Source organism: Sphingomonas sp. CL5.1, from assembly GCF_013344685.1.
In the GTDB taxonomy this organism is placed as follows: domain Bacteria; phylum Pseudomonadota; class Alphaproteobacteria; order Sphingomonadales; family Sphingomonadaceae; genus Sphingomonas.
Window position 1 is genome coordinate 758,355 of record NZ_CP050137.1, and the last position, 25,317, is coordinate 783,671.

A 25,317-nucleotide genomic window follows, 5' to 3' on the forward strand; every position below is an offset into this window, starting at 1 on the left:
GAGCGGCATTGGGGTCAACGACAATATTGCTCGAATGGATCGACGCGGCGACGCGCGAGATGACGCTGTTCGCGGCGGCGGGATTCCTGATCGGCGGGATCGACGACCTGCTGGTCGACGTGGTGTGGCTCGCGCAGCGCGCGTGGCGTCGCGGCGCGGGCACCGCGACGCTGGACGCGCTGCCCGCGCCCGCCACGCCGCGCCGCTTCGCGATCTTCGTGCCGGCGTGGGATGAGAGCGCGGTGATCGGCGCGATGCTGCGCACCACGCTGGCGCGGCTCGATCATCCCGCGTTCCGCCTTTTCGTCGGCTGCTATCCCAACGATCGCGCGACTATCGACGCGGTGGCCGATGTCGCCGCCGGGGACGCGCGGGTGGTGCTGGTGATCGGCGCGCGCGCCGGCCCGACGACCAAGGCCGATTGCCTCAACAACCTGTGGAACGCGCTCGCCCGCGCCGGCGAGCCGGCCGACGCGATCGTGCTGCATGACGCGGAGGACGTGGTGCATCCGGCCGAGCTGCGGCTGTTCGAAGCGCTGCTCGATGCCCATGCGGCGGTGCAGATCCCGGTGCTGCCGCTGCCGCGCCGCGAATCGCCGCTGGTCGCCGGCCATTACAGCGGCGAGTTCGCGGAAGCACATGGGAAAGAGCTGGTGGTGCGCACCGCGCTGAAGGCGGGGCTGCCGTTCGCCGGGGTCGGCTGCGCGATCCGCGTCGAGGCGCTCGCCGCGATCGAGGCCGGGCACGGCGCGCCGTTCGACGCGCAGAGCGTCACCGAGGATTACGAGCTGGGCCTGCGCCTCGCCGCCGCCGGCCACGCCGCGCATTTCGCGCGGATGCGGGAGCGGCCGGGCGGCGAGGTGATCGCCGTGCGCGAATATTTCCCCGCGACGATCAACGCGGCGGTGCGCCAGAAGGCGCGCTGGATGACCGGCATCGCGCTCGCCGGCTGGGACCGGCTCGGCTGGGGCCGCGCGCTCGACCTCGGCGATCATTGGATGCGGCTGCGCGACCGGCGCGCGACGCTGGCGGTGATCGTGCTCGCCGCCGGCTATGCCGCGCTGGTCGGCTGGGGGCTTTCGGTGGCGGGCCATGCGCTGTTCGGCGGGACGACGCCGGGGCCGGTGGCGCTGTTGCAGGCGATCCTCGCCGCCAACCTCGCGCTGCTGCTGTGGCGGGCGCTGTGGCGGACCGCCTTCACCGCGCGCAGCTATGGCTGGCGCGAGGCATGCTGGGCGCCGCCGCGCATGGTGGTGGGCAATTTCATCGCCCTGCTGGCGGCGCGGCGCGCGGCGGTGCGCTACATGGGGCTGCTCGCCGGGCGCGCGCCGCAATGGGACAAGACCGCCCACGCCTTTCCCGAGGTCATGCCTTGATCGGCCAGAGCCGTCCGCTGCGCTTCGTGATGGTGATCGTCGGCGGATGGATCGGCGCGCGGATCGCGATCCTGTGGCCGGCGCACGGACCGGAAGCGGCGGTGATGGCGATCGCGCCGCGCGCGTTCGCCGCTGTTCCGGTCCAGCCGGCGCCCACGGGCAGGGCGGCGCCGACGATCTTCCGCGCCACCTTCCGGCATCCCGCGCCAATCGCCTCCGGGCCGTCCCCGGTTCCGGACGCGGAGATCGAACCGGCGGTCGCGCTCGCCGCGCCGGCGCGAATCGCGGCGGCCGCTGAGCCGGTCACATGGCCGGGCGCCATCACGCCCGGCGAGATGATCGGCGCGCCATTGCCGCCATCGAGCCGGCCCGCGAGTGCCCGCCCCCGGCTGGCCGGCAGCGGCTGGCTGATCGCGCGCGGGACCGGGCCGGCAACGCCTTTCTCGCCGCAGCTCGGCGGCAGCCAGGCCGGCGCGCGGCTGACCTATGCGCTGGGCGATTCGCGGCGCATCGCGATCGCCGCGCGCTTCTCCAGCGCGCTCGCGACGCGGCAGCGCGAGGCCGCGCTCGGCGTCGACTGGCAGCCGACCGCGCTGCCGGTCCACCTCTTCGCGGAGCAGCGCGTCGCCATCGCGGGCACGCGCGGCGGGCCGAGCGCGGGGGTGATCGCCGGCCTGCCGCCGACGCCGGTGGCGGCGGGCTTCTCGCTCGACGCCTATGGGCAGGCCGGCGCGATCGCGCGGGGCGGCGGCGAGGGCTTCGTCGATGGCGCGGCGCGGGTGACGCGCCCGGTCGCGGCGATCGGCGCGACGCGGGTCGAGCTCGGCCTCGGCGCATGGGGCGGGGCGCAGCGCGGGGCGGCGCGGCTCGACATCGGCCCGGCGGCGAGCGTCGCGGTGCCGGCGGCGATGCCGCTGCGCATCTCACTGGAATGGCGGCAGCGCGTCGCGGGGGACGCCCGGCCGGGATCGGGGCCGGCGCTGTCGATCGGCGCGGATTTCTAGCGCCCCGCATCTTCCGCCCGCCAAGCGAAACGCTTACCGCTGGCGCATGGACCTTTACCTGCCGATCGCCAACCTGTCGGTGAACGCGCTCGTCATCATCGCGCTCGGCGCGGGGGTGGGGCTGCTCTCCGGCATGTTCGGGGTCGGCGGCGGGTTCCTCACCACGCCGCTGCTGATCGTCTATGGCATCCCGCCCACCGTCGCCGCCGCCAGCGCCGCCAGCCAGGTGACCGGGGCGAGCGTTTCCGGCGTGTTCGCCTATTTCCGCCGCGACGGGGTGGACGTGAAGATGGGCGGCGTGCTGGTCGCGGGCGGGATCATCGGCTCGCTGCTCGGCGCGTGGCTGTTCCGGCTGCTGCAATCGGTGGGCCAGATCGATACGACGATCGCGATCACCTATGTCGTGCTGCTCGGCGCGATCGGCGGGCTGATGCTGAAGGAATCGATCGAGGCGATCCTCGTCGTCCACGGCCGGGCGGTCGCGCGGCCGAAGCGGCGGCGGCATCATCCGCTCGTCGCCAGCCTGCCGTTCCGCATGCGCTTCTATCGCTCCGGCCTCTATATCTCGCCGCTCGCCCCGCTGCTGCTGGGCGTGGCGACGGGGATATTGACGATCCTGCTCGGCATCGGCGGCGGCTTCGTGCTGGTGCCGGCGATGATCTACCTGCTCGGCATGGCGACGCAGGTGGTGGTCGGCACCTCGCTGTTCCAGATCCTGTTCGTGACCGCCGTCGCCACCATGGTCCACGCCACCACCACCAAGGCGGTGGACATCGTGCTCGCCGGGTTGCTGCTGCTCGGCTCGGTCGCCGGGGCGCAGATCGGCGCGCGCTTCGCGGAGCGGGCCAAGCCCGAATATCTCCGCTTCGCGCTGGCGATCATGGTGCTGCTGGTGGCGATCCGCATCGGCGTGGGGCTGGGCTGGCAGCCGGACGAGATCTACACCGTGGAATTGTCGTGAGGCGCCGGGCCGCCGCCCTCGCGCTCGCCGCGCCACTGCTGCTGGCGGAGGCGAAGCCGGTGCTGGTGCCAGACGTGTCGCAGCGCGAGATCGAGATCGCGTACAGCTTCACGGGCGCCGAACTCCTCCTGTTCGGCGCGATCCTGCTCCCGCCCGGCGAGCCGCGCGCCGACGCGCGCCACCCGATCGACGTGGTGGTGGTGGTGAAGGGGCCGGCGCAGTCGATCACGATCCGCGAGAAGGAGAAGGTCGCCGGCATCTGGGTGAACGCCGACCGGCTGCGCTACAGCTCCGCGCCGAGCTTCTACGCCATCGCCTCGTCGCGGCCGATCCGCGACCTGGTCGACGACCGGACGCGCGCGATCTACGAGCTGGGGCTGGATAGCTTGCAGCTCTCGCCCACCTCCTCCGCCCCGTCCGACGTGCAGGACCGCTTCACGCGCGGGCTGGTCGACCTGCGGGCGCGCGGCGGCCTTTATTATGAAGCGCCGCGCGCCGTGGAGATCACCGACGGCGTGCTCTATCGCGCGCGGGTCAACATCCCGGCGCGCGTGCCGGTCGGGCGCTTCACAGCGGAGACCTTCCTGATCCGCGACGGCAAGGTGCTCGGCGCGGCGGTGCGCGACATCGACGTGCGCAAATCGGGCTTCGAACGCTTCGTCGCGCGCGCCGCCGAGCGTTCGTCCTTCCTCTACGGGCTGACGGCGGTGGCGCTGTCGGTGCTGCTCGGCTGGGGCGCCGGCGCGATCGCGCGGAAGGTGTAGGCACCCTTCCCCGCCTCACCCTTAATTTACCAAATCCGGCGATAACGCCCCGGTTCTGTCGATACCGTGGGACTTGACGCATGACCGAGATGCCGGCGCCGGGCGCCTTTCTGCACACCAGCCCCGAAGCGGCGCGCGACGCCTCCGGCCTGCCCGATCCGATCGGCGTGGTGCTGGAGATCGGCGGCTCCTCCGGCAAGGTGATGTTCGAGATGGCGGCGCTGGCGGCGCTGACCGACCATCCCGATCCGCTGGTGGCCGTCGCCGGGCAGGTCGGCAGCCAGATCAAGGTGCCGGTCGGCTCCAACTGGCTGATCGCCAACGTGCGCTCGCTCAAGCTGGAGAAGCTCGACGCCGGCCGCATCATCGCGGAGATCGATTTCCTCGGCGAAGGCGGCGAGGAGAAGCTGACCCGCAAGCTCTATCATTTCCGGCGCGGCGTGACGCGCTATCCGTCGCCGGGCGCGGAGGTGTTCCCGGTCACGCGGATCGACCTGCGCCAGGTCTATGCCGCCGACGATCGCGCGCATATCGAGGTGGGCGCGGTCTATCCCACGCGCGACATCCGGGGGGCGCTGTTCGTCGATGCGATGCTGGGCAAGCATTTCGCGCTGCTCGGCTCCACCGGCACCGGCAAATCGACCTCCGCCGCGCTGATCCTGCACCGCATCTGCGAGCGCGCGCCGCAGGGCCATATCGTGATGATCGACCCGCACGGCGAATATTCCGCCGCCTTCCGCGGCAACGGCGCGCTCTACGACGTGTCGAACCTCCAGATGCCGTACTGGCTGATGAACTTCGAGGAGCATTGCGAGGTGTTCCTCACCTCCGAGGGCGCCGAGCGGCAGGTGGATGCGGACATCCTCGCGAAATGCCTGCTCGCCGCGCGCGCCAAGAGCCGCGTCGGCCAGGGCATCCCCAAGCTCACCGTCGACGCGCCGGTGCCGTATCTGCTGAGCGACCTCAGCGCGCAGCTCCAAGCCGAGATGGGCAAGATGGACAAGGCGTCCAGCACCGCGCCCTATCTGCGCATCAAGTCCAAGATCGAGGAGATCAAGGCCGATCCGCGCTACGGCTTCATGTTCTCGGGGATGCTGGTGAGCGACACGATGGCGAGCTTCATCGCCCGCGTGTTCCGCCTGCCGGGGGACGGCAAGCCGATCTCGATCATCGACGTGTCCGGCGTGCCGAGCGAGATCACCTCGGTGGTGGTGGCGATGCTGAGCCGCATGGTGTTCGATTTCGCGATCTGGTCGCGCAACGAGCCGCAGCGCCCGATCCTGCTCGTCTGCGAGGAGGCGCACCGCTACATCCCGTCGGATCAGGATGCGCCGAGCGCCGTTTCGCGCATCCTCGGCCGCATCGCCAAGGAAGGCCGCAAATACGGCGTCGCGCTGGGCCTCATCACGCAGCGGCCGTCCGATCTGGCGGAGGGCGTGCTCTCGCAATGCGGAACGATCATCGCGATGCGCCTCAACAACGATCGCGACCAGGCGTTCGTCCGCGCCGCGATGCCGGAGGGTGCGCGCGGCTTCCTCGATTCGATCCCGGCGCTGCGCAACCGCGAGTGCGTGATCTGCGGCGAGGGCGTGGCGATCCCGATCCGCGTCGCCTTCGACACGCTGGAGGAGGAGCGCCGCCCGGCCTCCGCCGACCCGCTGTTCTCCGAGCTGTGGACCGAGGTGGGCCACGAGGAGGAGATCATCGAGCGCACCATCCAGAAGTGGCGCGTGCAGGGAAAGTGAGCTTCCGCCGGCCCCTTCCTTCCGGGAAGGGGCCTGGCGATCTCAGCGCGCGGGCGCGGTCGCCAGCAGGTTCGCCACCTTGGCCTTGAACTCGCGCAGCGCCTTGCCCGAGAGCACCGCGACGCTGGACAGCGAGATGCTGCGCGGATTGACCGACACGCCGTTCTTCCACACCTCCCAATGCAGGTGCGGGCCGGTCGACAGGCCGGTCGAGCCGACATAGCCGATCACCTGCCCGCGCGAGACGTGCTGGCCGGCGCGCACCGCGATACGGCTCATATGGCCATAGCCGGTGGCGACGCCGCCGGGATGCGCGAGCTTGACGAAATTGCCGTAGCCCCCGGCGCGTCCGGCCTGCGCGACGACACCGTCGCTCGCGGCGTGGATCGGCGAGCCATAGGGGGCGCCGATGTCCATTCCCCGGTGCATCCGCATGAAGCCGAGCAGCGGGTGCATCCGGTTGCCATAGGTGGAGGTGACGTGCCCGGCGACCGGCATGCCCATCGCGCCGCGCCGCTCGCTCTGCCCCCTGGCATCCCACCATTGCGCATTGTCGCCCCAGCGGACGAGCTGGATCTTGCGATGACCTTGATCCAGCCCGGCGAACTGGAGCTGGCCGACCTGCACCTCGCCGGTGGCGGCGCGCTGCTGCTCGGCGATGATGTCGAAACGGTCGTCGGCGCGCACGTCGCGCCCGATCGACACGCGCGAGGCGAGCGCCTTGATATAGGCCTCCACCAGCCGCGCCGGCACGCCGGCCGCGCGCGCCGAGCGATAGAGGCTGGAGCCGACGCGCCCGGTGACGCGCAGCGGCGTGTGGTCGATCGCGATCGGGTGGCGTTCGAGCGTCAGCCCGTCGCCGGCGCGGTTGATCGCGAGGTTGAGATCGAATTTCGCGCGGAACGCCAGCCGCTCCAGCGGCCGCGCCACACGCTTGTCGGCGCGGCGGCCGAGCGTGAGGTCGAGCATCGTGCCGGAGGGGATGTCGTCCAGCGCCACCGCCCGCGCGACCAGCGAGGCCGCCTCCGTCGCGTCTGGGCGGCCGACCCCGGCGCGTTGCAGCGCGGAAACCAGCCGGTCGCCATCGCCCAACGTCGCGGTCAGCTCGATGATCGGGCGCTCCGGCGTCTCGGCGAGCGGGCGCACGAGGTCGGTCGCCGCCATCCGCCGCCCGGTGCCGCCGCCCAGCGCGAGCGGCGCGATCGCCAGCGGCCGCGCCTCCTCCCAAGCCGCGCCGGTGAGCGGGGCGGCGACGAAGCCGGGCACCGGGCGCACGCCGGGCGCGGTGAGGATCGCGGCGCCGCACAGCAGGGCGCAGGTGGCGAGCCCGCGCCACCAGGTCAGCGAGCCGATCTCGGCGCCGAGATCGGGCACCCAGTCGATCCGCGCCGCCGCGATGCGCAGCTGCTCGTAGCGCGAAAGCGATCTTACCGGGACGAGCGCGCGCCCGAACGAGCCGGCACCGGCGCCGCCGGCAAGCTCCAGTCCAGGCTGTTCGCGCAAAAACATGCGAGGAGGCGTCCCCCGAAATCCACTCGTCGCCGACCCCCCGGCGCGTCCAGTCGCCGGGATGTAAGCCCAATGTTCTAAAGTCAAATTAACCGGCGGAACCCGTGGCTTCCCATGCGGCGGGGCGTTCGCGCCCTGCGGCGAAGCGGCCGAAAGGTTGCATCCTCGCGCGGCGCCGCCGATGTAACGTCCGTCATGCGCGTTCCAGACAATGCCCGCGTCACCGCGGTGCTCGGCCCCACCAATACCGGCAAGACCCATCTCGCCGTCGAGCGGATGGCGGCGCATTCCAGCGGCATGATCGGCTTCCCGCTGCGGCTGCTGGCGCGCGAGGTCTATGACCGGGTGGTGGCGATGAAGGGGCCGGAGCGCGTCGCGCTGATCACCGGCGAGGAACGCATCGTGCCGAAGGATGCACGCTGGTTCCTCTGCACCGCCGAGAGCATGCCGCTGCGCGAAAGCCGGCAGGCCGGGAGCGCCAACGAAATCCTTCGCGACGTGGCGTTCGTCGCGCTCGACGAGGCGCAGCTCGGCGCGGACCCGGAGCGCGGGCATGTCTTCACCGACCGGCTGCTCCATGCGCGCGGGCGCGAGGAGACGATGATCCTCGGCGCCGACACGCTGCGCCCGGTGCTGCGCCACCTCGTCCCCGGCGCGGAGATCGTCGCGCGACCGCGCTTCTCGACGCTGAGCTACGCGGGCGCGAGGAAGATCAGCCGCCTGCCGCGCCGCTCCGCGATCGTCGCCTTCTCCGCCGAGGAGGTCTATGCCGTGGCGGAGATGCTGCGCCGGCTGCGCGGCGGGGCGGCGGTGGTGATGGGTTCGCTCTCCCCGCGCACCCGCAACGCGCAGGTGGCGATGTTCCAGGCGGGCGAGGTCGATTATCTCGTCGCGACCGACGCGATCGGCATGGGCCTCAACATGGACGTGGCGCATGTCGCCTTCGCCGGCCTCCACAAGTTCGATGGCCGCCGGCGCCGGCGGCTGACGATCGCGGAGATGGCGCAGATCGCCGGCCGCGCCGGGCGGCATCAGCGCGACGGCACGTTCGGCGCGCTGGTCGAGGAAGGACCGGAGGCGTTCCTGCCCGAGGAGGTGCTGGCGATCGAGGAGCATCGCTTCCCGCCGCTCGACTGGCTCTACTGGCGCGAGGGGCGGCCGGACCTGTCGGGCCTCGACGCGCTGATCGCGTCGCTCTCCGCACCGCCCGACGATCCGATGTTGCGCGCCGCACCGGAGGCGATCGACCTCGCGGTGCTGCGCCGCCTCGCCGACGATCCCGCGATCGCCGCGCGCGCGACGGGGCAGGTCGCGCGGCTGTGGGCGGCCTGCGGCATCCCCGATTTCCAGAAGCTTGGGCCAGACGTCCACGCGCGCTTCGTCGCGCGCATCTTCGGCTATCTTGCGGAGGGCTATATCCCCCACCAATGGTTCGCCGACGAGGTGGCGCGGCTCGACCGGCCCGACGGCGATGTCGAGACGCTGGCCGGGCGGCTCGCGGCGATCCGCACCTGGGCCTATATCGCGCAACGCGGCGACTGGCTCGCCGATCCCGCGCATTGGGCGGCGCGCGCGCAGGCGGTGGAGGAACGGCTTTCCGACGCGCTCCACACCGGGCTGACGCAGCGGTTCGTCGACAAGCGCACCAGCGCGCTGGTCCGCCAGATCGGCGGCGGCGCGGCGGCGCTGCCGGTGACGATCGGTGAGGATGGCGAGGTGACGATCGACGCCCATCCGATCGGCCGGCTGGAAGGCTTCCGCTTCCTCGTCGCGGCGGACGCGCGCGCGGCGGACAAGCGGCTGCTGCTCGCCACCGCCGAGAAACGGCTGGCGGCCGAACGCGCGCGCCGCGCCCGCGCGCTGATCGACGCGCCGGACGACGATTTGTCGATGCGCGAGGGCGCGATCCGCTGGCAGGGGCATGTCGTCGCGCTGCTGGCGGCGGGGCGGTCGCTCGCGCGGCCCGAGACGGCGCTCGATCCCGCGCTCGATTGCCTCGACCTCACGCTGCGCCGCGAGGTGCTGGTGCGGGTGCGGCGCTGGACCGGCGACGCGCTGGCGCGGGCGGTGCCGACGCTCGCCCGGCTCGCGGAGCTGGCGCGCGACGAGCAGGCGACGGCCGCGCTGCGCAGCATCGCCGGGGCGCTCGAGGTCGGCGGCGGCTTCACCGAACGGCTGCCGCTGCGCGCCGCGATCGACGCGCTCACTCCCGCCGACCGCCAGCGGCTGCGCAAGGCGGGCGTGACGATCGGCGCGCTCGACCTGTTCGATCCGCGCCTGCTCAAGCCGCGCGCGCAACCGTGGCGGATCGCCTTGCTCGCGGCGCGCGGCGAGGCGGTGCCGCCACCCCCCGCTGGCGCGACCGCCGTCCCGCGCGGCACGCCGGGCGCGATTCCCGCGATGGGCTTCCGCGCGCTGGCGACGCAGGCGGTGCGCGTCGATCTGGTCGAGCGGATCGCGCGCGCGGCGCATGAGGCGCGCGACGGCCGCAAGCCCTTCGCCCCCGATCCCGCGCTCGCCACGTCGATCGGGTTGCAGCCGACGACGATCGCCCGACTGATGGCGGAGCTCGGCTTCCGCCCCGCGCAGGATGCGGAGGGCGCGGCGGGCTGGCGCTGGCACGGCCGCCCGCAACCGCGCCGCGCCGCGCCGGGCAACGCCTTCGCCGCGCTGGCGACATTGCGCCATGGCTGACGCGCTCGGGGCGATGCGGCTGGACCGCTTCCTGTGGCTCGCGCGCATCGTCAGGACGCGCGGCGCGGCGCAGGCGCTGGCGAGCGACGGGCACCTGCGCATCGACGGCCGCGCGGTGGAGCGCGCCGCCGCGCCGGTCCGCGTCGGCAACGTGCTGACCTTCGCGCAGGGCGGGCGCGTCCGCGCGCTCAGGATCGAGGCGCTGCCGGCGCGGCGCGGGCCGCCGGCGGAGGGGCGCGCCTGCTATCTCGACCTCATCACTGATAACCACTCGCAGCAAGCCGGGAACGATTGACGATGCCGGTCGCGCGGCATAGCAGCGGATTTGTCCGTCCGAGGGGAGTAAACCGGCAATGACCTACGTCGTCACCGACGCCTGCATCCGCTGCAAGTATATGGATTGCGTCGAGGTGTGCCCGGTCGACTGTTTCTATGAGGGCGAGAACATGCTCGTCATCAACCCCAGCGAGTGCATCGACTGCGGCGTGTGCGAGCCGGAATGCCCGGCCGAGGCGATCCTGCCCGATACCGAGAGCGGGCTGGAGAAGTGGCTGGAGCTGAACAACACCTTCTCCGCGCAATGGCCCAACGTCACCCGCAAGGGCGACCAGACGCCGGCCGACGCCGACGAGCACAAGGGCGAGACCGGCAAGTACGACAAATATTTCTCCGCCGAGCCGGGCACGGGCGACTGATCCCGCCGCCCCGCCGGGGGCCTTCCGCGACATCGCCGAATCGAACAGGCCAGCATCACTGCCATTGTGATGCTGGCAATTTTATTACAGGCGTGCTATATACGTCCGTGACGGCCGGATTCGAACCGCATGGCCGCCGGAGATGTCCAACCCTTATCCTCCCCCTGTTCCTCGACGTGGCTTTCACCGCGGCGCGGGCGGGCGGGATCATATCCTGACGAAAGGCCCCTAAATGGCTGCCAAGGCTCTGCATTTCGATGTCGGTGATTATGTCGTGTATCCCAAGCACGGGGTCGGCAGGGTCATCGAACTGCAGAAACAGGAAATCGCCGGCATGCAGCTCGAGCTTTACGTGCTGCGCTTCGAGAAGGAGAAGATGACGCTCCGCGTGCCGACCAACAAGGCGGAATCGGTCGGGATGCGCAAGCTCTCGTCCGACAAGACGATGCGCGAGGCGATGGAGACGCTGAAGGGCAAGCCCAAGATCAAGCGCACCATGTGGTCGCGCCGCGCGCAGGAATATGAGGCGAAGATCAACTCGGGCGACCTCGTGTCGATCGCCGAGGTGGTCCGCGACCTGTTCCGCGCCGACGACCAGCCCGAGCAGAGCTATTCCGAGCGCCAGATCTTCGAGGGCGCGACGAGCCGCCTCGCGCGCGAACTGGCCGCGATGGAGCAGATCGACGAGGGCGCCGCGCAGGAGAAGATCCTCGATATCCTGCGCAAGGCCGCCGCGATCTACAACAAGGACAAGGCGCCGGCCTGACCGGCCCGCCGCCGCGACCGGACGAGGGCGGTCCCTGACGGGGCCGCCCTTTTTCCTTGCCCGTCACCCCGCCGCCGCGTCGCCATTTTCCCGTTTACAGGCGTAATCATCTCGGTGTATTGTCATCCCAACACACCAAGGAGAGTATCGATGCGCCCTGTGCTTCTCGCCCTGCCCCTCGCGGCGATCGCCGCCACCGCAGGGGCCGCCTCGTGGGACAGCGATCGCGGGCCGGGCATCGCGCCGCGCCGCGACGGGGGCGCCCTGGTCTATCCGGTCGACGGATTCAGCTCGATCGGGCTGGCGCTACCGGCACGGGTCGATGTGCGTGTCGGCCCGGCCTTCTCGGTGCGCGCGACCGGCCCGGCGCAGGCGTTCGCCGACGTGCGCGTCACCCGCAAAGGCGATTCGCTCCAGATCGAGCAGCGCTACCCCGGCCATGCGCGCGACGAACGCGCGTTGCGCGCGGTGCGCTTCGTGGTGACGATGCCGCGCATCCGCAGCGCGAGCATCGCCAGCAGCGGCGGGATCGATGTCGATCGCGTTGCCGGCGACCGGTTCGACGGCGCGATCGGCGGGTCCGGCTCGCTCACGCTGGGCAATGTCGCGGTCGAGCGGTTGAGCGGATCGATCGGCGGAAGCGGATCGATCATCGCATCGGGCGACGCCCGCCAGTTGACGGTCAACCTGGGCGGCTCCGGCCGGTTCTCCGGCGAGCGGCTGCATGCCCGCGCGGCCGATATCTCGATCGCCGGATCGGGCGGCGTCCGCGCGCGGGTCGATGGCGACGCGCGCGTCTCGATCGCCGGCAGCGGCGATGCCGATCTGGGGCCGCGCGCGCGCTGCGCGGTGAGCCGCGTCGGCAGCGGCAAGGCATTGTGCGGCGGACATTAGGCTTGGCTTGCAATAGCTTCGATTGTGTATTATTGAGATAATACACATCGGAGGAATCCCGAGATGCGCATCCTGATCCTTGGCCTGCTCCTGCCACTCGCCGCATGCGGCGGCCTGGGCGACGACGATGCGCGCAACGCCATCCCGCCCAGCGGAACCGGCCCGGCGCGCAGTTATGCCGCGAGCGGCTTCACCGCCATCGACCTGCGCGGCGCGGATGACGTGGACGTGCGCGTCGGATCGGCCTTCTCGGTCCGCGCCGAGGGCGATTCCGCCGTGCTCGACCGGCTGGTGATCGCGCGCCACGGCGACGCGCTGCGCATCGGCCGGAAATCCGGCTTCAACTGGGGATCGGGCAAGGCGAAGGTCTATGTGACGATGCCGCGCATCACCGCCGGCTCGCTCGCCGGATCGGGCGACATGGCGATCGATCGCATCGACGGCGCCGATTTCGAAGGCTCGCTGGCCGGCTCCGGCGACATGACGATCGGCTCGCTCGCGGCCGGCGACGTCGAATTTTCGATCGCCGGGGCGGGCAAAATCGTCGCGCGCGGCGGCAGGACGCGGAAGTTCGACGTGTCGATCGCCGGATCGGGCGACGTCGATGCGCGACAGGTCACCGCCAGCTCGGCGAAGATCGACATCGCCGGATCGGGCAGCGTTCGCGCGCTGGTGGACGGGCCGGCGAAGATATCGATCATGGGGTCGGGCGACGTCGATCTCGGCCCGAAGGCGAAGTGCGAGACGAGCAAGGCCGGCTCCGGCACGGTGCGCTGCGGCGGCTGACGGCTTGCGCCCGCGCGCGCTTCGCGCGACGCTTGCGCCATGAGATTCTCGCTTCCACTCGCCGTGATGGCGTGCATCGCCGCCCTACCGGCCCAGGCCGCCGAGCGCAGCTACAGCGTCGGCAGCTACGAGCGGCTCCGCGTCGACGGGCCGTTCGAGGTGCATGTCGTCGCGGGCGGCTCGCCGCGCGCAAGCGCCAGCGGCAGCGAGGAGATGCTGGCGCGGCTCGATCTCAGGGTGGAGGGCACGACGCTCGCCGTCCGCCTCGGCCCCGGCGGCTGGGGCGAGACGCCCAGGGCGGCGGCGAGCGGCAAGCCGGTGATCGTCACGCTTTCCACCCCGCGGCTCACCACGATCCTGCTCAGCGCCGGGGCCGAGGTGACGGCGAGCAAGGTCGCCGCGCAGCGGCTGGACCTTGGCGTCAACGGCGCCGGCACCCTGGCGGTCGACGGGATTCAGGCGGACCAGCTTGAAGCGTCACTGATCGGCACCGGCACGATGCGGCTCGCCGGCCGCGTCAACCGCGCGCGGCTGGCGAGCAACGGCGCCGGCACGATCGACGCCGCCGCGCTCTCCACCGGCGACCTCGTGGTGCGCGTCGACGGCACCGGCGAGACGCGCGCCACCGCGCGCTACACCGCGCAGGTGACGACGACCGGGCTGGGCAAGGTGACGGTGCTGGGGACCGCCAAATGCACGGTGAAGGCCGTCGCGGACGGCCCGGTAACGTGCGGGACGGGCGCCAGATAGCGCCGCCCGCGATCGTCAGGCCGCCTCGTCCGCGTCCAGCCCGTAGGCGGTGTGGAGGACGCGCACCGCCAGTTCCGTCTCGTCCTCATGGATCAGCACCGAGACTTTGATCTCGCTGGTGGTGATCGCCATGATGTTGATCCCGCGCGCGCCGAGCGTGGTGAACATCGTCGAGGCGACGCCGGCATGGCTGCGCATCCCCACGCCGACCACCGAGATCTTCGCGACGCGCGTGTCGTGCACCAGATCCGCGAAGCCGATCTTCTCGCGCCCCTGGTTGAGCGTCTCGATCGAGCGCGCCAGATCGGCGGCCGGCACGGTGAAGGTGACGTCGGTCGATCCGGAACCATGCGCGATGTTCTGGATGATCATGTCGACGTTGATATTGGCCTCGGCCAGCGGCTCGAAGATGCTCGCCACCGCGCCGGGCTTGTCCGGCACGCTGGTCAGCGTGATCTTCGCCTCGTTCTTGTCGTGCGCGATGCCGGTGATGAGCTGGCGTTCCACGTCGTCGATCTCCTCCTCGCCCACGATCATCGTTCCGGGCAGTTCGTCCGCCATCGGCGCGTCCTCGCCGGTGAACGACGAGAGCACCTGCACACGGACCTTTTCCTTCATCGCCAGCCCCACCGAGCGCGTCTGGAGCACCTTGGCCCCGACGCTGGCGAGCTCCAGCATCTCCTCATAGGTCACCTTCGCGAGCTTGCGCGCGCGCGGGACGATGCGCGGATCGGTGGTATAGACGCCGTCCACGTCGGTATAGATGTCGCAGCGGTCGGCCTTCATCGCCGCCGCCACCGCCACCGCCGACGTGTCAGACCCGCCACGGCCGAGCGTCGTCACGCGGCCCTCATGCACGCCCTGGAAGCCGGGGATCACCGCCACCTCGCCCGCCGCGAGACTCTCGTCGAGCGCCTCGGTGTCGATCGTGCCGATCCGCGCCTTGGCGAAGGCGTCGGAGGTATTGATCGGCAATTGCCAGCCGAGCCACGAGCGCGCCTTCACGCCCAGCGCCTGAAGCGCGATGGCGAGCAGCCCGCTCGTCACCTGCTCGCCGGCGGAGACGACCACGTCATATTCGCGCGGATCGTAAAGCGGCGATGCCTCGCGGCAGAAGCCGACCAGCCGGTCCGTCTCGCCCGCCATCGCGGAGACGACCACGGCGACCTGATTGCCGGCATCGACCTCGCGTTTGACGCGCGCGGCGACGCTCCTGATGCGCTCGATCCCGGCCATCGAGGTGCCGCCGAACTTCATCACGATGCGCGCCATTGTCGCTGCCGTCCAACCTTCCGCTTGGGGGGAAACGGCGGCCCTGATAGGTAGAGCTTATGCCCGACGCAACCGTAACAAAAGCGACAGACGCCGAAAGCGCGCCTTCATCGATCGATCCGCGCGAGGCGGCGCATTTCGGCGCGATGGCCGGTGACTGGTGGAATCCGAACGGCTCCTCGGCGATGCTGCACCGGCTCAACCCGCCCCGGCTCGCCTATATCCGCGAACGGATCGACGCGCATTGGAACGGCGACGGCGCGGGCTTCACCCCGCTTGCCGGCAAGCGCGCGCTGGACGTGGGCTGCGGCGCGGGGCTGCTGGCGGAGCCGCTCGCGCGGCTCGGCGCGAGCGTCACCGCCATCGACGCCGCGCCGGAGAATATCGCCGCCGCGCGCGATCATGCCGGCGCGCTGGCGATCGACTATCGCGTCGGCGGGGTGGAGACGGTGGCCGGCGAGACGTTCGATCTCGTCACCTCGATGGAGGTGATCGAGCATGTCACCGATCCCGGATCGTTCGTCGCCGGACTGGCGCGGGCGGTGGCGCCGGGCGGGCTGCTCGTCATGTCCACGCCGAATCGCACGCCGCTGTCGCGACTCGCGCTCATCACGCTGGCGGAGGGCACCGGCCACATCCCGCGCGGCACGCACGACTGGAACCGCTTCCTGACGCCCGACGAACTCGGCGACTTGCTCGCGCGCGCCGGGATGCGCGTGATCGATGTGCGAGGGCTGAGCTTCTCCCCGACGCGCGGCTTCGCGTTGAGCGATTCGACCGTGCTGGATTATTTCGTGACGGCGGTCGGGGCCTGACATTCCATCCGTCACCCGGCCTGGTGCCGGGGTGACGAGCAAGGAGCGGTCAGCGCCCTTTATCGACCAGGGCATTGACGCCGGCCCCTCGGGTTCTGACATGACGGGGCAGATGCCCCCGATCGACCCCACCGCCGCGAAGACCGCCGACCGCCCGATGTGGCCGACGCTGCGGCGCTTCCTCCCCTATCTGTGGCCGTCGGATTCGCCGGGGATGCGCGCGCGCGTCGCCGCCGCGCTGGTGCTGGTCGTGCTGTCGAAGCTGGTGCAGGTCTATGGCGCGCCTTTCGCGTTGCAGGGCGTGGTGGACGGCATGGCCCCCGGCGCGCGCTCGCCGGTCACGCTGATCGTGCTGCTGGCGATCGGCTATGCCGCCGCGCGCTTCGGCACCACGCTGTTCGACAATCTGCGCAACGCGGTGTTCGAAAGCGTCGGGCAGGAGGCGACGCGGCGGCTGGCGGTGCGGGTGTTCCGGCATCTCCACCAGCTCTCGCTGCGCTTCCACCTCGAGCGGCGCACCGGGGCGGTCACCAAGGTCGTCGAGCGCGGCACCAAGAGCATCGACACGATGCTCTATTTCATGCTGTTCAACATCGCGCCGACGGTGCTGGAGCTGAGCCTTGTCATCGGCATCTTCTGGACGAAGTTCGGCTGGCCGCTGGTGGCCGCGACGCTGGCGATGGTGGTCGTCTATATCTGGTTCACGCGTTGGGTGACCGACTGGCGCGCCGCCTTGCGCGCGCGGATGAACGATCTCGATACCGGCGCGGTCGCCCATGCGGTCGATTCGCTGCTCAATTTCGAGACGGTGAAATATTTCAACGCCGAGGCGCGCGAGGGCCGCCGCTACGAGGCGGCGATGACCGCTTATGCCGGCGCGGCGGTGAAATCGGAGAACAGCCTCGCCTGGCTCAACATCGGGCAGGCGCTGATCACCAACCTGATGCTCGCCGCCGGCATGGCGTGGGTGGTGGTCGGCTGGGGACAGGGCAAGTTCACGGCGGGCAATGTCGTGCTCGTCTCCACCCTGCTGTCGCAGCTTTTCCGGCCGCTCGACCTGCTCGGCATGGTCTATCGCACGATCCGGCAGGGCGTGATCGACATGGGCGCGATGTTCGATCTGGTCGATACGCCCGCCGAGGTGACCGACGCGCCGGGCGCGCCGCCGCTGGTGGTGACGCGCGGCCATCTGCGCTTCGAGGACGTGCGCTTCGGCTATGATCCGGGGCGCGACATCCTGAAGGGCATCGACCTCGACGTGCCGGCCGGCGCGACGGTGGCGGTGGTCGGCCCGTCCGGCGCGGGCAAATCGACGCTCGCGCGGCTGCTCTACCGTTTCTACGACCTCACCGGCGGGCGCCTGACGATCGACGGGCAGGACATCGCCGGGGTGACGCAGGCGTCCCTGCGCGCCGCGATCGGCATCGTCCCGCAGGATACGGTGCTGTTCAACGACACCATCGGCTACAACATCGCCTATGGCCGCGAGAACGCGAGCCGGGAGGAGATCGAGGCGGCGGCGCGCGGCGCGGCGATCGCGGATTTCATCGAGCGCCAGCCCGAAGGCTATGGCACGCGCGTCGGCGAGCGCGGGCTGAAGCTCTCCGGCGGCGAGAAGCAGCGCGTCGCGATCGCGCGGACCCTGCTGAAGGACCCGCCGATCCTGATCCTCGACGAGGCGACCAGCGCGCTCGACAGCCGCACCGAGGCGGAGATCATGGCGACGCTGGAGGCGATCGAGCGCGGCCGCACCACGATCATGATCGCGCACCGCCTCTCCACCGTGGTCCATGCCGACAAGATCGTCGTGCTGGAGGCCGGGCGGATCGTGGAACAGGGCAGCCACGCGCAGCTATTGGCCCGCGGCGGCCTCTACGCGGAGATGTGGGCGCGACAGGCCAGGGAGCGCGAGGAGGCGCTGGCGGCGGAGTGATCCCGCGTCACCCGAGCAGATCCCGATATTCGTCGTGCCGCTCGATATAGGCGCGCACGAACGAGCATTGCGGCACCACCTTCAGCCCCTGATCTCGCGCGCTGTCGAGCGCGGCGCGGATCAGCCTCGATCCGATCCCCCGCCCCTCCAGCGCCTTGGGCACCAGCGTGTGCGTGAACACGATCCAGTCGCCCTCGATCTGATAGGCGGCGAGGGCGCGGTGGCCGTCCACGTCCAGCTCGAACTCCTGCTCGGCCCTGTTGTCGCGCACGATTTCCATCGAAAATCCTTTCATGTCCGCCAGGCGGCGCCAGCCCGCTCCCCCGTCCCGCCCCCCAACAGCAGTATCTTGTGGGAGGCGGGGCGGGGGAGCGGGCTGGCGCCGCGACCTTTTCCATCGCTATAGCGCACCGATCATGCTTGCCGACCCGGTTTCCACCCTCCAGCGCATCTTCGGCTTCCCCGACTTTCGCGGCGTCCAGCGCGACGTGGTGGGCCGCGTGCTGGCGGGCGAGAACACGCTGGCGGTGATGCCGACCGGCGCGGGCAAGTCGCTGTGCTACCAGCTTCCGGCGGTGATGCTGGAGGGGACATGCGTCGTCGTCTCCCCGCTGATCGCGCTGATGCACGACCAGCTTCGCGCGGCCGAGGCGGTGGGCATCCGCGCCGCGACGCTGACCAGCGTGGACGAGAATCGCGCCGAGACGCGCGGGCGCTTCCTCGATGGCGGGCTGGACCTGCTCTATGTCGCGCCGGAACGCGCCTCGACCGCCGATTTCCGCGATCTGCTCCAGCGCGGGCGCATCGCGTTGTTCGCTATCGACGAGGCGCATTGCGTCAGCGAATGGGGCCATGACTTCCGCCCCGACTATCGTCTGCTGCGCCCGCTGCTCGACAGCTTCCCGGACGTCCCCCGCCTCGCGCTCACCGCCACCGCCGATGCGCATACCCGCGCCGACATCCTCGACCAGCTCGGCATTCCGCACGACGGGATGATCGTCGCCGGCTTCGACCGGCCGAACATCCGCTACTCCATCACCCCGCGCGACAATAGCACGCGGCAGATCCTCGACCTGATCCGCGCCACCCCCGGCCCCGGCATCGTCTATGCCCAGACGCGCGCCGGCACCGAGCGGCTGGCCGAGGCGCTGGCCGTCACCGGCCGCCCGGTGCGCGCCTATCACGCCGGGCTGGAGCCGGCGGTGCGCGCCGCCAACCAGGCCGCCTTCGTCGCGTCCGAGGACATGGTGATCTGCGCCACGGTCGCCTTCGGCATGGGGATCGACAAGCCCGACGTGCGCTTCGTCGCCCATGCCGGCCTGCCCAAGTCGATCGAAGCTTATTATCAGGAGACCGGCCGCGCCGGGCGCGACGGCGATCCGGCGGTGGCGCATCTGTTCTGGGGCGCCGACGATTTCGCCCGCGCCCGCCAGCGCATCGCCGAGGTGGAGGAGCGCCGCCAGCCCGGCGAGCGCGCACGGCTCAACGCGCTCGGCGCGCTGGTCGAGACGGCCGGTTGCCGCCGCCGCATCCTGCTCAGGCATTTCGGCGAGGAGCCACCCGAAAGCTGCGGCAATTGCGACAATTGCCTGTCGCCGCCCAGCGCGATCGACGCGAGCACGGTGGCGCAGAAATATCTCTCCGCCGTGTTCCGCACCGGGCAGATGTTCGGATCGACCTATGTCGAGCAGGTGCTCACCGGCAAATCGACCGAGCGCAGCCTGATGAACGGCCATGAATCGCTCTCCGTCTGGGGGATCGTCGACGGCGAGGAGACGGCGCTGCTCAAGCCGGTCGGCCGCGCGCTCCAGCTCCGCGACGCGCTGCGCGCCAATCCGCACGGCGGGCTTGAGTTCGGCCCCGCCGCCCGCGCGATCCTGAAGGGCGAGGAGCAGGTCGCATTGGTCCTGCCGCCCAGGCGCGAGCGCCGCCGGAAGGGCGAGGCCGCCGCCAACCCGGTCGGCGATCCGCTGTTCGAGGCGCTGCGCGAGAAGCGCCGCGATCTCGCGAAGGAGGCGCAGGTGCCGCCTTATGTCATCTTCCACGATTCGGTGCTGCGCGAGATGGCGGCGTCCCGACCGGCCTCGCTGACGCAAATGGCGCGGATCGCCGGCATCGGGCAGCGCAAGCTCGACGCCTATGGCGAGGCGTTCCTCCGGGTTATCCACGAAAACTGATCGCCGACCCGGTTCAATCCCGCGACAAGCTGCGTTAGGGGAACCGACCATGCTCGACATCCGCCCCATCGACGCCACCATCGCCGTCGCGCCGCAGATCGCGCCGGAGGATATCACCGCGATCAAGACCGCCGGCTTCGTCGCGATCGTCAACAACCGCCCGGACGGCGAGGAAGCCGGCCAGCCGGACGGCGACGCGATCCGCACGGCGGCGGAGGACGCCGGCCTCGCCTATACCGCGATCCCGATCACCCATGCCGGCTTCTCCCAGCCGCAGGTGACGGCGATGATCGAGGCGCTGGAACGGGCGGGCGGCCCGGTGCTGGCGTTCTGCCGCTCCGGCACGCGCTCGTGCAACCTGTGGGCGCTGGCGCAGGCGAGGCTCGGCGTGGACGCCGATGAGGTGACCGCGAAGGGCGAGGGCGCGGGCTATGGCCTCGCCAGCCTGCGCCCGCTGATGGACGCGGTGGCGCGGCAGGGCTGACGCACTTGGCGGGGATGAACTGGATTGCCCTGGGCGGCTCGCTCGGCGCCGTGCTGGCGCTCGGCGGCGTCGCGGCGGGGCTGAAGCTCGGCCGGGCGGAGCGCATCCTGGTCGAAGAGGGCGACGCGCTGCGCGCCGCCGACGAGGCGGTCGCGGGCTTCGTCGCCGTCTCCGCCGTGATCGGATCGGACGGGCGCGGCGCGCTGGTGTTCGGGGAGGACCGCCGCATCGTGGCGCTCAAGGCGCATGGCGCGCGCATCGCCGCCCGCGTGATCGAATGGGAAGCCGTGCGCGCCACTCCCGGCGGGATGCTGGTCGAGACCGGCGAGCGGCGCTTCGGCGCGGTGGCGCTGCCGGGCGTCGACGCGCTCGATGTGCGCAGGCTGGCGCCGCAACTGACACGAGTGTAAGCTCGCGGGCGTGACCCCGCCCGCGCTGCCCGATCCGGTCAACATCGCCGTCCCCGGCTTCGTCCTGCTCGTGCTGGCGGAGATGGTGGTGGCGCGCTTCCGCGACCGCGGCCGCTACGAGCCGCGCGACACGCTGACCAGCCTGATGCTCGGCTTCGGCAGCACGATCGCGGGGGTGCTGTCGGCGGGCGCGGTCTATGCGCTGGCGATGTGGGTGTGGCGCTTCCGCCTGTTCGACATTGGCTGGCACTGGTATTGGTTCGCCGTCGCCTTCGTGCTGGACGATCTGGCTTATTACGTCTTCCACCGCTCGGCCCATCGCGTGCGCTGGTTCTGGGCGAGCCATGTGATCCACCACAGCTCGCAGCATTACAACCTCTCCACCGCGCTGCGGCAGACATGGACCGGCTTCTTCAGCCTCGCCTTCCTGTTCCGCCTGCCGCTGTTCCTGATCGGCTTCCCGCCGGCGATGGTGTTCTTCGTCGCGGGGGTGAACCTCGTCTATCAATTCTGGATACACACGGAAGTGATCGGGCGGATGCCGCGCTGGTTCGAGGCGGTGATGAACACGCCGTCGCACCACCGCGTCCACCACGCGACCAACCCGCGCTATCTCGACCGCAATTATGCCGGCGTGTTCATCGTCTGGGACCGGATGTTCGGCACGTTCGAGCCGGAGCTGGACGAGGAGCGCCCGCGCTACGGCATCGTCCACCAGCTCGGCTCGTTCAACCTGATCTGGGCGGCGTTCCACGAATGGATCGGCATCGCGCGCGACGTGTGGGCCGCGCCGTGGCGCGCCAAGCCCGGCTATATCTGGCGTCCGCCCGGCTGGAGCCACGACAACAGCCGCGACACCAGCGAGAGCTTGAAAGCCGCCTGGGCGGCGCGTCAGATGAGGCCGAGTTCGCCGAGCTTCCCGGCCAGCGCGGCGGGCAGCACCTCGCCGCCGCCCTCGCCGTCGGAAAGATCGAGCGGCGCGTCCGCCGCCTCCAGATAGCGCCAGCCCTGATGCGCGCGCTTCGGCCGGGGATGAACGAGGCGCAGCGCCGGATCGATATGGATCGCGACGCGCCCGCCCTCCGCCTCGCCGAACGACAGGATCGGCGAGCGCGCGACCAGCGCATGCTTGATGATCCAGAACAGCGAGCCGCGCCCTGCGATCTCCTCATGCCGCTTCGGCAGATAGCGCGTGGTGAGGAACACCGGCCCCAGCTCGCCCCGCGCGCGCAGCCGCTCGGCGAGATCATCGACCCCGCTTGCCCCGAACGCGACCTTGGTGAGATGCAGCATAAGGAGGATGTGGGTCAGCCGCCCAGCCCCCACAAGGCGGCGAGACCGAGGAAGGAGAAGAAACCCATCACATCGGTCATCGTCGTGACGAACACGGCGGAGGATACCGCCGGATCGACATTGGCCTTGTCCAGCGCCACCGGCACCATCACGCCGACCAGACCCGCAACGATGCTGTTGATGACCATCGCCACCGCGAACACCAGCGACAGGCCGGCGTTGCCGAGGATGACATAGCTGCCCAGCGCCCCGATCGTCCCCAGCGCGATGCCGTTGAAGATCGCCACGCGGAACTCGCGCAACAACATGCGCAAGGTGTTCGAGCTGGTGAGCTGGTTGGTGGCGAGCGCGCGCACCACCACCGCCAGCGTCTGCGTGCCGGCATTGCCGCCCAACGCCGAGACGATCGGCATCAGCGCGGCGAGCAGCGCGAAGCGCGCGATCTCGCCCTGGAACAGCCCGACCACCGAGGCGGACAGCATCGTCGCGCCGAGATTGACCACCAGCCACGCGACGCGCGTGCGCACGGTGACGGCGAGCGGCTCGTTGATGTCGCCGTCGCCCGCGCCGGCGAGCTTCAGCGTGTCCTCGCCCGCTTCCTCCTGGATGATGTGGACCACATCGTCGACGGTGATCATGCCGACCAGCCGCCCGCTGGCATCCACCACCGCCGCCGAGATCAGCGCATATTTCTGGAAGCGCAGCGCCACTTCCTCCTGATCCATGTCGACCGGGATCAGCGTCTGCTCGCGCTGCATCACGTCGGCGATCGGGATCGCGCGCGGCGTGCGCAATATCCACGACAGCGCGACGGTGCCGACCGGGCGATGCGAGGGGTCGACCACGAACACTTCCCAGAAGTCGGTGGTCAGTTCCTCATGCCCGCGCAGGAAATCGATCGTGTCGCCGACCGTCCAATGTTCCGGCACCGCGATCAGCTCGCGCTGCATCAGGCGGCCGGCGGATTCCTCCGGGTAGCTCAGCGCCTCCTCGATCGCGGCGCGATCGTCCGGCTCCATCGCGCGGAGCACCTCGCGCTGATCCTCGACGTCGAGGTCCTCGATGATCGCGACTGCGTCGTCGGTGTCGAGTTCGGAGGCGATGTCCGCCACCTGCCGCGCGTCGAGCGTGTCGATCACGTCCTCACGGACGTAATCGTTCATCTCCGCGAAGACATCGGCGTCGAGCAGGTCGGCGAGCGCCTTCGCCAGCGCGGCGCGGCGATCCTCCGCCACCAGCTCGAACAAATCGGCGACATCGGCGGCATGGAGCGGCTCGACCAGCGCGCGCGCCGCCTCGTCGTCGCCGGCCTCGACGGCGGCGAGCACCGCATCGACGAACTCCGGCTTCAGCCGATCGTCCGCGTCGAGCTGGCTTTCATCGTCCGCGACCTGAAGTTCGGTGTCGCTCATCGCTTCGCCCCCTTCCAGTATCGCGCGTGCCTGCCAGTGTCTGATATGGGTACGGCGGTGGATCGACAAGCCGCGATTTGCCATGCGGGCGCGCCGGCGGTAGGGCGCCGGCTTCCCCGGAATCAGGAGCCGACGATGGCCGATACCTTCCAGACGCTGACCATGACGCTCGCCGACGGCGACGTGACGATCAAGCTGCGCCCCGATCTCGCGCCGAATCACGTCGAGCGCATCGCGACGCTGGCGAATCAGGGCTTCTACGACGGCGTGGTGTTCCACCGCGTCATCCCCGGCTTCATGGCGCAGGGCGGCGACCCGACCGGCACCGGGATGCACGGTTCGGACCTGCCGGACCTGAAGCAGGAGTTCAGCCGCGAGCCGCATGTGCGCGGGGTCTGCTCGATGGCGCGGACCAACAATCCGGACAGCGCCAACTCGCAGTTCTTCATCTGCTTCGACGACGCCCGCTTCCTCGACGGCCAATATACCGTCTGGGGCGAGGTGACCGCCGGCATGGAGCATATCGACGCGCTCCCCAAGGGCGAGCCGCCGCGCGAGCCGGGCAAGATCGAGAAGATGCGCGCGGAGTAAGATCCGTCCCGACGGCCTCTCCCCTGCCGGGGAGGGGCCGACCGCGGCCTACACCCCTTCCTGCCGGAGATTGGCGAGCAGCCAGTCGCGGAAGATCTTCACCGGCTTCTGCTGCAACGCGCGCGGGCGGCAGACGAACCAGTAGCTGTAGGGGCTTTCCACCTCGATATCGCCGAACATGCGGACGAGGCGCGGATCGTTGGCGTCCTCGAAATGGCTTTCGAGCATGAAGGCGACGCCCAGCCCCTGCGCCGCCGCTTCCAGCATCAGCGCGCCCGAATCGAAATGGTCGATCGCCACCGGCTCGATCTCCGGCAGCCCGGCGGCGTAGCGCCAGGTGGAATAGGTGTCGGGCATGTCGCGATGGATCAGCACCGAAAGGTCGGCGAGCTGCTCGGGCCGGGTGATCGGATTCGGCCCCTCGACCAGCGCCCGCGCGCCGATCGCATAGACCATGTTGCGATCGAGCCGGCGGGCATAGAGCGTCGGGTCGACCTCCCGCGCCAGCGCGATCACCGCGTCCAGCCCCTCGCCCAGCCGGGTCATCGCATGGCCGGCGGTGTCGATGTCGAGATGCAGCTCCGGATGGGCGGCGCGCAGCCCACCGAGCCGCGGGAACAGCCGCTGCGACGCAAACAGCGGCATCACGCCGAGCCGCAGCCGCACCACCTCCGCCGCGCTGGTCAGCCCGGCGAGCGCATCGGACAATTGATCGAGCACCGGTGCGATCTGCGCCAGCAGCCGCTCGCCGTCCGCATTGGGCACCATCGCCTGATGGCGGCGGTCGAACAGCGGCCTGCCGATGAAGCGTTCGAGCGTTTGCACGCGCCGGCTCAGCGCGGGCGGCGACAGCGCCAGTTCCTGCGCGCCCGCCTTCACCGAGCCGAGCCGGGCGACGGCGACGAACGCCTCGATCGCGGTCAAGGGTGGCAGCCGACGCATGGAATCCCGCTCTTTTCTTGTGCACCGCATCATGCACTTGCGGC

At 70.5% G+C, this 25,317-nt stretch carries 25 protein-coding genes; 19 read left to right on the top strand and 6 right to left on the bottom strand.

Going from position 1 to position 25,317, the window contains the following annotated elements:
- The first annotated feature begins 8 nt into the window (after positions 1-8).
- The 5 genes from F9288_RS03805 to F9288_RS03825 all read left to right on the top strand — a co-directional run bounded on the left by F9288_RS03805 (position 9) and on the right by F9288_RS03825 (position 5,850).
- Positions 9-1,376: a glycosyl transferase family protein gene (locus tag F9288_RS03805; protein ID WP_174835362.1), complete on the top strand. Its 1,368-nt coding sequence runs from the start codon at positions 9-11 to the stop codon at positions 1,374-1,376.
- Positions 1,373-2,380 (top strand): hypothetical protein, encoded by a 1,008-nt coding sequence (locus F9288_RS03810; protein ID WP_254621067.1) that lies wholly within the window; start codon positions 1,373-1,375, stop codon positions 2,378-2,380. The genes F9288_RS03805 and F9288_RS03810 overlap by 4 nt, the downstream gene beginning before the upstream one ends.
- 46 nt (positions 2,381-2,426) lie before the next feature.
- Entirely contained in the window at positions 2,427-3,341 is a 915-nt protein-coding gene (locus F9288_RS03815; protein WP_174835363.1) for a sulfite exporter TauE/SafE family protein, read from the top strand.
- Positions 3,338-4,105 (top strand): TIGR02186 family protein, encoded by a 768-nt coding sequence (locus F9288_RS03820; RefSeq protein ID WP_174835365.1) that lies wholly within the window; start codon positions 3,338-3,340, stop codon positions 4,103-4,105. Before F9288_RS03815 ends, F9288_RS03820 begins: the two co-directional genes overlap by 4 nt.
- Before the next feature lie 80 nt (positions 4,106-4,185).
- Positions 4,186-5,850 (top strand): ATP-binding protein, encoded by a 1,665-nt coding sequence (locus tag F9288_RS03825; protein ID WP_174835372.1) that lies wholly within the window; start codon positions 4,186-4,188, stop codon positions 5,848-5,850.
- 42 nt (positions 5,851-5,892) lie between these two features.
- Here F9288_RS03825 and F9288_RS03830 read toward each other — a convergent pair whose 3' ends face one another.
- Positions 5,893-7,359: a M23 family metallopeptidase gene (locus tag F9288_RS03830; RefSeq protein ID WP_174835374.1), complete on the bottom strand. Its 1,467-nt coding sequence runs from the start codon at positions 7,357-7,359 to the stop codon at positions 5,893-5,895.
- Between the two features lie 195 nt (positions 7,360-7,554).
- On the opposite strand from F9288_RS03830, the gene F9288_RS03835 reads away from it, so the two are divergent.
- From F9288_RS03835 to F9288_RS03865, 7 genes are all read left to right on the top strand, one after another.
- Complete coding sequence (locus F9288_RS03835) at positions 7,555-10,053, top strand: helicase-related protein (RefSeq protein ID WP_174835376.1); 2,499 nt, start codon at positions 7,555-7,557, stop codon at positions 10,051-10,053.
- Positions 10,046-10,348 (top strand): RNA-binding S4 domain-containing protein, encoded by a 303-nt coding sequence (locus F9288_RS03840; RefSeq protein ID WP_174835377.1) that lies wholly within the window; start codon positions 10,046-10,048, stop codon positions 10,346-10,348. The genes F9288_RS03835 and F9288_RS03840 overlap by 8 nt, the downstream gene beginning before the upstream one ends.
- A gap of 58 nt (positions 10,349-10,406) precedes the next feature.
- Positions 10,407-10,748, top strand: coding sequence for a ferredoxin FdxA (gene fdxA / locus F9288_RS03845; RefSeq protein ID WP_174835379.1), 342 nt, complete (start codon positions 10,407-10,409; stop codon positions 10,746-10,748).
- A 232-nt stretch (positions 10,749-10,980) separates the two neighbouring features.
- Positions 10,981-11,514, top strand: a complete 534-nt coding sequence (locus F9288_RS03850; RefSeq protein WP_174835380.1) for a CarD family transcriptional regulator — start codon at positions 10,981-10,983, stop codon at positions 11,512-11,514.
- Positions 11,515-11,664: 150 nt separating this feature from the next.
- Entirely contained in the window at positions 11,665-12,408 is a 744-nt protein-coding gene (locus F9288_RS03855; protein ID WP_174835382.1) for a DUF2807 domain-containing protein, read from the top strand.
- A gap of 63 nt (positions 12,409-12,471) precedes the next feature.
- The gene (locus F9288_RS03860; protein WP_174835383.1) at positions 12,472-13,194 is read left to right on the top strand and encodes a head GIN domain-containing protein; all 723 of its coding nucleotides are present in this window, start codon (positions 12,472-12,474) and stop codon (positions 13,192-13,194) included.
- Positions 13,195-13,233: 39 nt separating this feature from the next.
- Positions 13,234-13,944 (top strand): DUF2807 domain-containing protein, encoded by a 711-nt coding sequence (locus F9288_RS03865; protein WP_174835385.1) that lies wholly within the window; start codon positions 13,234-13,236, stop codon positions 13,942-13,944.
- A gap of 15 nt (positions 13,945-13,959) precedes the next feature.
- Here the strand turns inward: F9288_RS03865 and F9288_RS03870 are convergent, their stop codons facing one another.
- The gene (locus tag F9288_RS03870) at positions 13,960-15,216 is read right to left on the bottom strand and encodes an aspartate kinase (protein ID WP_174835386.1); all 1,257 of its coding nucleotides are present in this window, start codon (positions 15,214-15,216) and stop codon (positions 13,960-13,962) included.
- A gap of 59 nt (positions 15,217-15,275) precedes the next feature.
- On the opposite strand from F9288_RS03870, the gene ubiG reads away from it, so the two are divergent.
- Together ubiG and F9288_RS03880 are read left to right on the top strand one after the other, a co-directional pair.
- Positions 15,276-16,031, top strand: a complete 756-nt coding sequence (ubiG, locus tag F9288_RS03875) for a bifunctional 2-polyprenyl-6-hydroxyphenol methylase/3-demethylubiquinol 3-O-methyltransferase UbiG (RefSeq protein ID WP_174835387.1) — start codon at positions 15,276-15,278, stop codon at positions 16,029-16,031.
- Between the two features lie 112 nt (positions 16,032-16,143).
- Positions 16,144-17,964: an ABC transporter ATP-binding protein/permease gene (locus F9288_RS03880; protein WP_174838838.1), complete on the top strand. Its 1,821-nt coding sequence runs from the start codon at positions 16,144-16,146 to the stop codon at positions 17,962-17,964.
- Positions 17,965-17,971: 7 nt separating this feature from the next.
- Here the strand turns inward: F9288_RS03880 and F9288_RS03885 are convergent, their stop codons facing one another.
- On the bottom strand, positions 17,972-18,244 hold the full coding sequence (locus F9288_RS03885; RefSeq protein WP_174835389.1) for a GNAT family N-acetyltransferase: 273 nt from the start codon (positions 18,242-18,244) through the stop codon (positions 17,972-17,974).
- A gap of 136 nt (positions 18,245-18,380) precedes the next feature.
- Between F9288_RS03885 and recQ the strand changes: the two genes are divergently transcribed.
- The 4 genes from recQ (at position 18,381) to F9288_RS03905 (ending at position 22,035) form a co-directional block, all read left to right on the top strand.
- Positions 18,381-20,141, top strand: a complete 1,761-nt coding sequence (recQ, locus tag F9288_RS03890; RefSeq protein WP_174835390.1) for a DNA helicase RecQ — start codon at positions 18,381-18,383, stop codon at positions 20,139-20,141.
- 49 nt (positions 20,142-20,190) lie between these two features.
- Positions 20,191-20,625, top strand: coding sequence for a TIGR01244 family sulfur transferase (locus F9288_RS03895; RefSeq protein WP_174835392.1), 435 nt, complete (start codon positions 20,191-20,193; stop codon positions 20,623-20,625).
- Between the two features lie 14 nt (positions 20,626-20,639).
- Positions 20,640-21,035 carry a hypothetical protein gene (locus F9288_RS03900; protein WP_174835394.1) on the top strand — a complete coding sequence of 132 codons (396 nt, stop codon included), beginning with the start codon at positions 20,640-20,642 and terminating at the stop codon, positions 21,033-21,035.
- Between the two features lie 82 nt (positions 21,036-21,117).
- Positions 21,118-22,035 carry a sterol desaturase family protein gene (locus F9288_RS03905; protein ID WP_174838839.1) on the top strand — a complete coding sequence of 306 codons (918 nt, stop codon included), beginning with the start codon at positions 21,118-21,120 and terminating at the stop codon, positions 22,033-22,035.
- Here the strand turns inward: F9288_RS03905 and F9288_RS03910 are convergent.
- Positions 21,927-22,328: a DUF1489 family protein gene (locus tag F9288_RS03910; protein WP_174835395.1), complete on the bottom strand. Its 402-nt coding sequence runs from the start codon at positions 22,326-22,328 to the stop codon at positions 21,927-21,929. The two genes, F9288_RS03905 and F9288_RS03910, sit on opposite strands and share 109 nt — an antisense overlap.
- Before the next feature lie 14 nt (positions 22,329-22,342).
- Entirely contained in the window at positions 22,343-23,740 is a 1,398-nt protein-coding gene (mgtE, locus tag F9288_RS03915) for a magnesium transporter (protein ID WP_174835397.1), read from the bottom strand.
- Positions 23,741-23,875: 135 nt separating this feature from the next.
- Here mgtE and F9288_RS03920 point away from each other — a divergent pair, with 135 nt between their 5' ends.
- Complete coding sequence (locus tag F9288_RS03920) at positions 23,876-24,331, top strand: peptidylprolyl isomerase (RefSeq protein ID WP_174835399.1); 456 nt, start codon at positions 23,876-23,878, stop codon at positions 24,329-24,331.
- Positions 24,332-24,379: 48 nt separating this feature from the next.
- Here F9288_RS03920 and F9288_RS03925 read toward each other — a convergent pair whose 3' ends face one another.
- A complete protein-coding gene (locus F9288_RS03925; RefSeq protein WP_174835401.1) occupies positions 24,380-25,273 on the bottom strand; it encodes a LysR substrate-binding domain-containing protein in 894 nt (297 codons plus the stop codon).
- Positions 25,274-25,317: the final 44 nt, after the last annotated feature.

Bases quoted from the DNA above. Each gene is read 5' to 3' on its own strand.
- F9288_RS03905 (WP_174838839.1), top strand. From the start codon at position 21,118: ATGGTGGTGGCGCGCTTCCGCGACCGCGGCCGCTACGAGCCGCGCGAC.
- F9288_RS03885 (WP_174835389.1), bottom strand. From the start codon at position 18,244: ATGGAAATCGTGCGCGACAACAGGGCCGAGCAGGAGTTCGAGCTGGAC.
- F9288_RS03865 (WP_174835385.1), top strand. From the start codon at position 13,234: ATGAGATTCTCGCTTCCACTCGCCGTGATGGCGTGCATCGCCGCCCTA.
- F9288_RS03855 (WP_174835382.1), top strand. From the start codon at position 11,665: ATGCGCCCTGTGCTTCTCGCCCTGCCCCTCGCGGCGATCGCCGCCACC.
- fdxA (WP_174835379.1), top strand. From the start codon at position 10,407: ATGACCTACGTCGTCACCGACGCCTGCATCCGCTGCAAGTATATGGAT.
- F9288_RS03830 (WP_174835374.1), bottom strand. From the start codon at position 7,359: ATGTTTTTGCGCGAACAGCCTGGACTGGAGCTTGCCGGCGGCGCCGGT.
- F9288_RS03920 (WP_174835399.1), top strand. From the start codon at position 23,876: ATGGCCGATACCTTCCAGACGCTGACCATGACGCTCGCCGACGGCGAC.
- recQ (WP_174835390.1), top strand. From the start codon at position 18,381: ATGCTTGCCGACCCGGTTTCCACCCTCCAGCGCATCTTCGGCTTCCCC.
- F9288_RS03895 (WP_174835392.1), top strand. From the start codon at position 20,191: ATGCTCGACATCCGCCCCATCGACGCCACCATCGCCGTCGCGCCGCAG.
- F9288_RS03860 (WP_174835383.1), top strand. From the start codon at position 12,472: ATGCGCATCCTGATCCTTGGCCTGCTCCTGCCACTCGCCGCATGCGGC.
- F9288_RS03900 (WP_174835394.1), top strand. From the start codon at position 20,640: ATGAACTGGATTGCCCTGGGCGGCTCGCTCGGCGCCGTGCTGGCGCTC.
- F9288_RS03850 (WP_174835380.1), top strand. From the start codon at position 10,981: ATGGCTGCCAAGGCTCTGCATTTCGATGTCGGTGATTATGTCGTGTAT.
- F9288_RS03815 (WP_174835363.1), top strand. From the start codon at position 2,427: ATGGACCTTTACCTGCCGATCGCCAACCTGTCGGTGAACGCGCTCGTC.
- F9288_RS03840 (WP_174835377.1), top strand. From the start codon at position 10,046: ATGGCTGACGCGCTCGGGGCGATGCGGCTGGACCGCTTCCTGTGGCTC.
- ubiG (WP_174835387.1), top strand. From the start codon at position 15,276: ATGCCCGACGCAACCGTAACAAAAGCGACAGACGCCGAAAGCGCGCCT.
- F9288_RS03825 (WP_174835372.1), top strand. From the start codon at position 4,186: ATGACCGAGATGCCGGCGCCGGGCGCCTTTCTGCACACCAGCCCCGAA.
- F9288_RS03870 (WP_174835386.1), bottom strand. From the start codon at position 15,216: ATGGCGCGCATCGTGATGAAGTTCGGCGGCACCTCGATGGCCGGGATC.
- F9288_RS03910 (WP_174835395.1), bottom strand. From the start codon at position 22,328: ATGCTGCATCTCACCAAGGTCGCGTTCGGGGCAAGCGGGGTCGATGAT.
- F9288_RS03880 (WP_174838838.1), top strand. From the start codon at position 16,144: ATGCCCCCGATCGACCCCACCGCCGCGAAGACCGCCGACCGCCCGATG.
- F9288_RS03835 (WP_174835376.1), top strand. From the start codon at position 7,555: ATGCGCGTTCCAGACAATGCCCGCGTCACCGCGGTGCTCGGCCCCACC.
- mgtE (WP_174835397.1), bottom strand. From the start codon at position 23,740: ATGAGCGACACCGAACTTCAGGTCGCGGACGATGAAAGCCAGCTCGAC.
- F9288_RS03925 (WP_174835401.1), bottom strand. From the start codon at position 25,273: ATGCGTCGGCTGCCACCCTTGACCGCGATCGAGGCGTTCGTCGCCGTC.